The sequence below is a fragment of the Pseudothauera nasutitermitis genome, assembly GCF_004801295.1.
Lineage (GTDB): Bacteria > Pseudomonadota > Gammaproteobacteria > Burkholderiales > Rhodocyclaceae > Pseudothauera > Pseudothauera nasutitermitis.
On sequence record NZ_SSOC01000010.1, the window covers coordinates 101452 to 110179 of the forward strand.

8 protein-coding genes are annotated in these 8728 nt (G+C 69.5%); 7 read left to right on the forward strand and 1 reads right to left on the reverse strand.

What is annotated here, in order from left to right; genetic code table 11:
* Positions 1 to 3 precede the first annotated feature (3 nt).
* The 3 genes from E6C76_RS21375 to E6C76_RS21385 are packed head-to-tail and all read left to right on the forward strand — an operon-like array spanning position 4 to position 2560.
* Positions 4 to 684 (forward strand): heavy metal response regulator transcription factor, encoded by a 681-nt coding sequence (locus E6C76_RS21375; protein ID WP_136350294.1) that lies wholly within the window; start codon positions 4 to 6, stop codon positions 682 to 684.
* A complete protein-coding gene (locus tag E6C76_RS21380; protein ID WP_136350295.1) occupies positions 681 to 2105 on the forward strand; it encodes a heavy metal sensor histidine kinase in 1425 nt (474 codons plus the stop codon). The genes E6C76_RS21375 and E6C76_RS21380 overlap by 4 nt, the downstream gene beginning before the upstream one ends.
* A complete protein-coding gene (locus E6C76_RS21385; protein ID WP_136350296.1) occupies positions 2102 to 2560 on the forward strand; it encodes a DUF411 domain-containing protein in 459 nt (152 codons plus the stop codon). Before E6C76_RS21380 ends, E6C76_RS21385 begins: the two co-directional genes overlap by 4 nt.
* Positions 2561 to 2579: 19 nt before the next feature.
* Here E6C76_RS21385 and E6C76_RS21390 read toward each other — a convergent pair whose 3' ends face one another.
* Positions 2580 to 2945: a PilZ domain-containing protein gene (locus tag E6C76_RS21390; RefSeq protein WP_136350297.1), complete on the reverse strand. Its 366-nt coding sequence runs from the start codon at positions 2943 to 2945 to the stop codon at positions 2580 to 2582.
* Positions 2946 to 3226: 281 nt separating this feature from the next.
* Between E6C76_RS21390 and E6C76_RS21395 the strand changes: the two genes are divergently transcribed.
* The 4 genes from E6C76_RS21395 to E6C76_RS21410 all read left to right on the forward strand — a co-directional run.
* Positions 3227 to 5350, forward strand: coding sequence for a type I secretion system permease/ATPase (locus E6C76_RS21395; protein WP_136350298.1), 2124 nt, complete (start codon positions 3227 to 3229; stop codon positions 5348 to 5350).
* Complete coding sequence (locus tag E6C76_RS21400) at positions 5347 to 6774, forward strand: HlyD family type I secretion periplasmic adaptor subunit (RefSeq protein ID WP_136350299.1); 1428 nt, start codon at positions 5347 to 5349, stop codon at positions 6772 to 6774. Before E6C76_RS21395 ends, E6C76_RS21400 begins: the two co-directional genes overlap by 4 nt.
* Positions 6771 to 7367: a response regulator transcription factor gene (locus E6C76_RS21405; RefSeq protein WP_136350300.1), complete on the forward strand. Its 597-nt coding sequence runs from the start codon at positions 6771 to 6773 to the stop codon at positions 7365 to 7367. Before E6C76_RS21400 ends, E6C76_RS21405 begins: the two co-directional genes overlap by 4 nt.
* A gap of 248 nt (positions 7368 to 7615) precedes the next feature.
* Positions 7616 to 8728, forward strand: a 1113-nt coding sequence (locus tag E6C76_RS21410; RefSeq protein ID WP_136350301.1) for a retention module-containing protein, incomplete at its 3' end; no start/stop codon positions are given.

The following is an 8728-nucleotide window of genomic DNA, read 5'->3' on the forward strand; positions in this document are numbered from 1 at the left end:
ACCATGAAGATCCTCATCGTCGAAGACGAACCGAAGACCGGCGATTACCTGCACCAGGGCCTCAGCGAGGCGGGCTTCGTCACCGATCTCGCGCGCGACGGCACCGACGGCCTGCATGCGGCACTCGCCGAGTCCTACGATCTGCTGGTGCTCGACGTGATGCTGCCCGGTACCAATGGCTGGGACATCCTGCGCGCGCTACGCGCCGCCGGGCGCGACACGCCGGTGTTGTTCCTGACCGCACGCGACCAGGTGGAAGACCGCGTGCGCGGGCTGGAACTGGGCGCCGACGACTATCTGGTGAAGCCCTTCGCCTTCGCCGAGCTGCTGGCGCGTGTGCGCACGCTGCTGCGCCGCGGGCGCGCCAAGGAGCCGGGGTTGCTGCGCGTGGCGGATCTGGAACTCGACCCGCTGCGCCGCCGGGCCGTGCGCGGCGGGCGGCGCATTGACCTGACCGCCAAGGAATTCGCCCTGCTGGAACTGTTCATGCGCCGCCCCGGCGAGGTGTTGCCGCGTTCGCTGATCGCCTCGCAGGTGTGGGACATGAACTTCGACAGCGACACCAACGTGGTGGAAGTGGCGGTGCGCCGCCTGCGCGCGAAGATCGACGACGATTTCGAGCCCAAGCTGATCCGCACGCTGCGCGGCATGGGCTACGTGCTCGATGCCCCGGAGGCGGGATGAGCACGCGCGCGCCGCTGTCGCTCACCGCGCGCCTGGCCTGGCTGTTCGCGCTGGTGGCCGCCGGCCTGCTGCTGATCGTCGGCGTGGTGCTGGGGCGCGCGGTGGAGGCGCACTTCGACGAACTGGACCGCCACGATCTGTCCGCCAAGCTGGCGATGATCGGCAACCTGGTGGCCGGCACCGGCAATGAAGGCGCGCTGGCCGTTCTGCCGCGGCGCCTGCGCGACGCGCTGACCGGCCACGACAACGTCGCCGTGCTGTTGCGCGATGCCGATGGCGAAGTGGTGTTCGCCGGGCGCGCCGAAGTGTTCGACGCGCTGCCCGCCACGCCCTTGGCGGGGGACGTGCTGTGGACGGCGGACGGGCAGCACTACATCGGCCGCGAGCGTACCCTGCTGGCGCCGCTGGCCGAGCCGCTTCCGCTCAGCGCGCGGGTGGCGCTGGACATCACCCACCATGCGCATTTCCTCGCCGAGGTGCGCGCGCGGCTGTGGGTGGGCATTTCGCTGGCCGCCGCGCTGGCAGCGCTGCTCGGCTGGCTGGCGGCGCGCCAGGGTTTGGCGCCGCTGGCGCGGGTGACCGCCACCGCGCGTCGGCTGTCCGCCGAGCGCCTGGGCGAACGCATCGCGGCGCAGGATGCGCCGGCCGAGGTGCGCGAACTGGCCGAAGCCTTCAACGGTATGCTGGACCGGCTGGAATCCTCCTTCCGCAGGCTTTCCGAGTTCTCCGCCGACCTGGCCCACGAGCTGCGCACGCCGGTGTCCAACCTGATGACCGAGACCCAGGTGGCGCTGGCGCGCGAGCGCGACGCGGCGGCCTACCGCGAGGTGCTGGCCTCCAACCTGGAAGAGTTCGACCGCCTGGCGCGCATGGTGGGCGACATGCTGTTCCTTGCCCAGGCCGACAACGGTCTGCTGCCGCGTCCGGCGGAAACCGTGGAACTGGCCGACGAGGCCGCCGCGCTGGCCGAGTTCTACGAAGCACTCGCCGAGGAGCGCGGCGTGCGTATCGAATGCGCCGGGCGTGCGGCGGTACGCGGCGACCGCCTGATGCTGCGCCGCGCGCTGTCCAATCTGCTGTCCAACGCGCTGCGCCACACCCCCGTCGGCGGCGTGCTGCGCATCGCCGTGCGCGCTGGCGCGCCTGGCGAAGTGGCGCTTTCCGTGACCAATCCCGGAGAACCGATTCCTCCGGAGCAACTCGAACGCATCTTCGAGCGTTTCCACCGCGCCGATCCGGCGCGCAGCCGTGGCGTGAGCGATGGCACCGGCCTGGGGCTGGCGATCACCCGTTCCATCGCCGAGGCGCATGGCGGCCGCGTCAGCGTGCGCTCGGCCGCCGGCGAGACCGCATTCACCCTGCATCTGCCCGCCAGCGGCGGGTCTTCCGAAGAATCCCCGACAGGAGGCAATCCACAATGAAATCCACTTTTTCGACCCTGCGCGCCACGCTGGCCGGCGCGGCCCTGGCCCTGTGCGTGGCCGCTCCGGCGCTGGCCGCCGGGGAGGACGTGGTGATGTACAAGGACCCCAACTGCGGCTGTTGCGGCGCCTGGGCAGAGCACATGCGCGAGCATGGCTTCAGCGTGAAGGAAATCGCCACCCGCGAGATGGCCGAGGTGAAGCAGAAGGCCGGCGTGCCGCGTACGCTGGGTTCCTGCCACACCGCCAAGGTGGGCGGCTACATCGTCGAAGGGCACGTGCCGGCTGCCGACGTGCGCCGTCTGCTGGCCGAGAAGCCGGCTGGCATGGTGGGTATTTCCGCGCCCGGCATGCCGCTCGGCTCACCGGGCATGGAAGGGCCGTACCCGGCCGAGAATTACGAGGTGGTGAGTTTCGACCGCGCCGGCAAGAGCACGGTGTTCGCCCGCCACTGAGCGGGTGAAGGGCGCGCGTTCAGTCCGAGATCAGCGCGGAAAACTCGCGTTGCAGCAACGCGGCGTCGCCGAGGTTGAGTTCGAGCAGGCGGCGCAGGTGGGTGATGCTGTCCAGGTCGATCTCGCGGGAGGTCAGGCCGATGCGCCCGGCCTCCCGGTGCGCCACCTCGCCTTCCATGCGCACCACGGCCTCTTCGCCGTCCAGGCGCAGTTCGAGCAGGCAACGCTCGCCCAGCGCGGCGTCGAAGGCATCGAGCGGACGCAGCAGGGCGCCCTTGAGGGAGAGGTCGAGCACCTCGCAGGCCGTCTCGCGGTTGCCGATCGACAGCGTGGCGCCGCTGTGGAAACGGATGCGGGAGAAGCGGCGCTGTTCCGGCGTGTTCATGGGGGGCTCCGCTGGATTGGCCGCGCCACCGGTGAATGCGGCAGCGACCGTGGTTGGGGTAAAAAAGAATTCTGGTCTCCCGGGGCGGCCACCGCAAGCACCGGAGGCAGCCATGCACGTGCAAAAATCCGCAAACTGAGTCGGGTTTCTCTTGGCGTATGTCCAGCGCGTGCGCAGAATGGCCAACCATGCGCATGATGACAATTTGAAACAACGTGGCCGAAGCGAATAACCCGGCTGGCCCCTCTCCTGCCGCCCGTCAGGCCGCGCCAGGCGGTTCCGTGCCGCATCGGCAGGATCTGCTCGACTGCCTGATTCTGGTGACGCGCGCGCACGGCGGCGTGCTGACCCGGGAAAGCGCGCTGGCCGGCCTGCCGGTGGATGCCGCCGGGTTGACACCTTCGCTGTTCGGCCGCGCCGCACAGCGCGCCGGCATGACCAGCCAGGTGGTGGTGCAGCCGCTGGATGCGCTCAACGATGCCTTGTTCCCCGCCATCCTGCTGCTGCAGGGCGAACGCGCCTGCGTGCTCGCCGGCCGCGACGCGGAACGCGGCGTGCTGCGCGTGGTGTTCCCCGAACTCGGCGAGGCCGAGGTCGAACTGCCGCAGGCCGAACTGGCCGGGCGCTATACCGGCCGCGCCATCTATCTGCGCCCGCGCTTCCGCTTCGATGCGCGCAGCCCGCTGGTGCGCCCGCCGCGCGGCGAGCACTGGTTCTGGGGGGTGATCGCGGAAAACCGCGCGCTCTACCGCGACGTGCTGACCGCCGCGCTGCTGATCAACCTGTTCGCGCTGGCCATGCCGCTGTTCGTCATGAACGTGTATGACCGCGTGGTGCCCAACAACGCCACCGACACGCTGTGGGTGCTGGCCGCCGGGGTGTTGCTGCTGCTGGCCGGCGATCTGGTGCTGCGCACGATGCGCGGGCATTTCGTCGATCTGGCCGGCAGCCGGGTGGATGTGAAGCTCTCCGCGCACATCATGTCGCGCGTGCTCGGCCTGCGCATGGAAGCGCGTCCGGCCTCGGCCGGCTCGTTCGCTGCCAACCTGCGTGCCTTCGAGTCGGTGCGCGACTTCATCAGTTCGGCCACCGTGGTGGCCTTCATCGACGTGCCCTTCGCCGCGCTGTTCCTGGTGGTCATCGCGTGGATCGCCTGGCCGCTGGTGCTGCCCTTCCTGGTCGGCGTGGCGGCCCTGCTGCTGTATGCCATGGCGGTGCAGGGCAAGATGCACGAACTCTCGGAAACCACCTACCGCGCCGGCGCGCAGCGCAACGCCACGCTGATCGAGGGGCTGGTGGGCATGGAAACGGTGAAGGCGCTCGGCGCCGAGGCGCCCATCCAGCGCAAGTGGGAGCGCAGCGCCGCGCTGCTTGCCCGCGTCGGCGCCCAGTTGCGCCTGCTGTCGGCATCCGCCACCAACGGGGCGATGTGGGTGCAGCAGACGGTGAGCGTGGTGGTGATCGTCATCGGCGTGTATCTGATCGGCGAGGGGGAACTGTCGATGGGCGGGCTGATCGCCTGCTACATGCTGTCCTCGCGCGCGATGGCGCCCATCGGCCAGGTGGCCGGCCTGCTGGTGCAGTACCACGGCGCAGCGACCGCGCTGAGTTCGCTGGACGAACTGATGAAGCAGCCGGTGGAGCGCCCCGACGGCGGCACCTTCATCAGCCGGCCCAGCTTCCGCGGTGCCATCGAGTTCCGTGACGTGAGCTTCTCCTACCCCGGGCAGGAAACCCAGGCGCTGCGCAATGTCTCGCTGCGCATCCAGCCGGGCGAGCGGCTGGCCATCCTGGGGCGCGTGGGTTCCGGCAAGACCACACTGGAAAAGCTGATCCTGGGCCTGTACCAGCCCACCGGCGGCTCGGTGCTGATCGACGGCGCCGACGCGCGCCAGCTGGACCCCGCCGAACTGCGCCGCAGCATCGGCTACGTGGCGCAGGACGTGACGCTGTTCTACGGCACGCTGCGCGAGAACATCGCCATGGCGGCGCCGCTGGCCGACGACGCGGCGGTGCTGCGCGCGGCGGAAACGGCAGGCATCCTCGACTTCGTGAACAACCACCCGCAGGGCTTCGACATGCTGGTGGGCGAGCGCGGCGAATCGCTCTCCGGCGGCCAGCGCCAGGGCGTGGCGATCGCCCGCGCGCTGATCAACGATCCGCCGATGCTGGTGCTCGACGAGCCGACCTCGTCCATGGACCACTCTTCCGAGGAAGACATCAAGCGCCGCCTGGGCGAGTACGCGCGCGGGCGCACGCTGATCGTGGTGACCCACCGCACCTCGCTGCTCGATCTGGTCGACCGCATCGTGGTCATCGACGGCGGGCGCGTGGTGGCCGACGGGCCCAAGGCGCAGGTGGTCGAGGCGCTGCGCCAGGGCCGCATCGGGAGGGCCGGCGCATGAGCAACGCCACGCGCGAATCGTCCCAGCAGCGTCTGTTCGAAAGCATCGGGCACGGCAGCGAACGCCTGTCGGGTACCGCCCGGCCGCTCATCGAACGCATCTTCGGCCGCATCCTGCCGCCGCGCGGCGACAGCCTGGACTGGGCCGGCGATGCCGACTGGGCGCGCCTGCAACAGGAACCGCTGCGCGCCCGCGCGCTGCTGCGCGTGGCCCTGGTGGTGATCGCGCTGCTGGTGGTGTGGGCCGCGCTGGCACAGGTGGACGAGGTGACCCGCGGCGACGGGCGGGTGATTCCGTCCTCGCAGCTGCAGGTGGTGCAGTCGGTGGATGGCGGCGTGGTGGAGGAAATGCTGGTGCGCGAGGGCCAGCAGGTGGCCGCCGGCGAACTGCTGCTGCGCATCGATCCGACCCGCTTCGTGTCCTCCCTGCTGGAGAACCGCGCCCAGTACCTCGCCCTGCTGGCCAAGCGCGCGCGCCTGGACGCGCTGACCCAGGACACCGAATTCGTCGTGCCTGAGGAAGTGCTGCGCGACGCGCCGGAGATCGGCGAGCACGAGCGCCGCCTGTATCTGTCCAGCCGCGAGGGTCTGGCGGCGCAGCTGTCCATCGCGCGCGACCAGCTCAACCAGCGCCGCCAGGAACTCAACGAAGCGCGCTCGCGCCGCGAGCAATCCGGGCAGGCCTTCGAACTGGTCACCCAGGAACTGGCGGTGACCCGCCCGCTGATCCAGTCCGGCGCGGTCTCCGAGGTCGAGCTGCTGCGCCTGGAGCGCGAAGTGGCCCGCCTGCGTGGCGAGCGCGACCAGGCCGGCGCGCAGATTTCCCGCGTGCAGGCGGCCATCGCCGAGGCCACCGGCAAGATCCAGGAAGTCGAACTGAGCATGCGCAACCAGCTGCGCAGCGAGCTTTCCGACACCATGGGCAAGCTTTCCAGCCTCTCGCAAGGCAGCCGTGCGCTGGAAGACCGCGTGCGCCACGCCGAGGTGCGCGCCCCGGTGCGCGGCACGGTGTCGCGCCTGCTGGTCAACACCGTGGGTGCGGTGGTGCAGCCGGGCAAGGAAGTGGTGGAGATCGTGCCGCTGGACGACGCGCTGATCCTCGAAGCCAAGGTACTGCCCAAGGACATCGCCTTCCTGCGCCCCGGCCAGGAGGCCATGGTCAAGTTCACCGCCTACGATTTCGCCATCTACGGCGGGCTCACCGCCACCGTCGAACACATCGGCGCGGACACGGTGACCGACGACAAGGGCAACGCCTTCTACGTGGTGCGCGTGCGCACGCGCGAATCCAGTCTGGGCGAAGGCTTGCCGATCATTCCGGGCATGGTCGCCCAGGTGGACATCCTCACCGGCAAGAAGACCATCCTCTCCTATCTGCTGAAGCCCGTGCTGCGGGCCAAGGCCAATGCGATGACCGAACGATGAGCCGACACTTCTTCATCGCGCCGGCCGGCGTCGTTTCCCCGCGCTGGACCGAGGCCTTCCCGGAAGCCGTCCTGCTTGCCGATCCCGCCCGGCTGCCCGCACTGGGGCCGGCGGATGTCGTCTGGCTGAGCAGTGCCCTGGCTGACTGGAGCGCGCGCCTGCACGACCTGAGCCTTGACGGCGGCGGCGCGCGCATCGTCGTGCTGTCGGCGCAGCCCGCACAGCAAGAGGCACTGCTCGCCCTCGACGGCGGTGCGCTGGGCTATTGCCATGTGCTGTCGACCGCGACCCTGCTGCGCGAAGTGGCGGTCGTGGTCGGGCATGGCGGGCTGTGGATCGGTCCGGAACTGATGGCGCGGGTCATCGGCGCACTGCGCCAGGCACCGGCGCAGCGCCAGGCCGCCGGCGTGCTCGATCTGTTGTCGCCGCGCGAGCGCGAAGTCGCGGAAGCCGTCTCCGCCGGGCACAGCAACAAGGAAGTCGCCCGCCTGCTCGGCATCACCGAGCGCACGGTGAAGGCCCATCTGGGCGCCGTGTTCGAAAAGCTCGGCGTGCGCGACCGCCTGCAGCTCGCCCTGCGCGTCGGCGCCTGAACGCCCCTGTCCTTGCCTGCGCCGCCGCGCCTTCGGTGGAATGTTCTGCAAGCGGCTGTGGACTCCATGAAAGGATCACGGGCAGGCGCTGGGCCCGTGTGTCCGGGAGGCACGGATTGTTAAATTTCCCACAGCTTGTCCACTGGTCCAATGTGTCTGCGCGGACGGTGTCGCTAGGCTAGCGACCATCATGTATTCCGTCGCCCGGACGCAGTGCTCCGGGTGCCAAGACCGCACAGGAGATCACCATGGCCACCAGCCAAGCCATCGCCACCGTCGTCACCGTCACCGGGCAGGCCTTTGCCCGCGACGCGGAAGGAAATCTGCGCGCCCTCAAGGCGGGCGATGTCCTGCATGAAGGCGAGGTCGTCATCACCTCGTCCGGCGGACGGGTCGAACTGGCTACCCTGGAAGGCGAGTTGCTGGCCTTCGGCGAGCATCAATCCATCGCGGTCACCGCCGATCTTTCCGAAGAAACCCGTCCTCAGGCTGCGGATGCCGCGCTGGCCGACGGCACGGTCGAACAGATCCTCCAGGCGCTCGACAGCGGCGCCAGCCTCGACGACCTCCTCGAAGCCCCGGCGGCCGGCCTGTCCGGCGGTGCCGGCGGCGACGGCAGCAACTTCGTGCGTCTGCTGCGCATCAGCGAAGGAGTGGACCCGCTGGCGTTCGAGTTCAATCCGGCAACCATTGTCAATGTCGAAGAGTTTCAGAATGGTTTCGCGGAGGAAGGCGACGGTACGGGGTCGTCCTCGTCCGGCCCCCAGACTACGCCCGACGTCACGCTGAGCTTCGACATCAGTGACGCGGGGATCGGCACCATCGTCGGTACGGTCCAGAACGCGACCAGCGTCACCGTGACCATCAGCGGCAGTGACGGCAGCAACTACGGTCCGTTCCCGGCCACGCTGAATCCGGATGGCACCTGGAGCGTCGATCTCAGCGGCCAGCACTTCGACGAAGAAGTCACGTATACCGCCACCGCCACCGCCAGGGATGCGGCGGGCAGGACCGACGTGGCGACCGACTCGTCCAGCTACGACCTGCTGCCGACCGTCGGGGTGAGCTTCGACATCAGTGATGCGGGCGTGGGCACCCTGACCGGTACCAGTGAGCACGCGACCAGCGTGTCGGTGAGCATCAGCGGCAGCGACGGCAGCAGCTACGGTCCGTTCCCGGCGACACTGAACCCGGATGGCACCTGGAGTGTGGACCTCTCCGGCATCACCTTCCCCGAGGAAGTCACCTACACGGCGACGGCCACGGCCACGGACAACGCGAGCAACACCGCGACGGATACGGACACCGCGGGCTACGACCTGCTGCCGACCGTCGGGGTGAGCTTCGAGATCAGCGATGCG

What these genes read in the sequence shown, in the direction of transcription:
- E6C76_RS21390 (WP_136350297.1), bottom strand. Translation starts at nt 2,945, where the DNA reads ATGAACACGCCGGAACAGCGCCGCTTCTCCCGCATCCGTTTCCACAGC.
- E6C76_RS21375 (WP_136350294.1), top strand. Translation starts at nt 4, where the DNA reads ATGAAGATCCTCATCGTCGAAGACGAACCGAAGACCGGCGATTACCTG.
- E6C76_RS21385 (WP_136350296.1), top strand. Translation starts at nt 2,102, where the DNA reads ATGAAATCCACTTTTTCGACCCTGCGCGCCACGCTGGCCGGCGCGGCC.
- E6C76_RS21380 (WP_136350295.1), top strand. Translation starts at nt 681, where the DNA reads ATGAGCACGCGCGCGCCGCTGTCGCTCACCGCGCGCCTGGCCTGGCTG.
- E6C76_RS21400 (WP_136350299.1), top strand. Translation starts at nt 5,347, where the DNA reads ATGAGCAACGCCACGCGCGAATCGTCCCAGCAGCGTCTGTTCGAAAGC.
- E6C76_RS21405 (WP_136350300.1), top strand. Translation starts at nt 6,771, where the DNA reads ATGAGCCGACACTTCTTCATCGCGCCGGCCGGCGTCGTTTCCCCGCGC.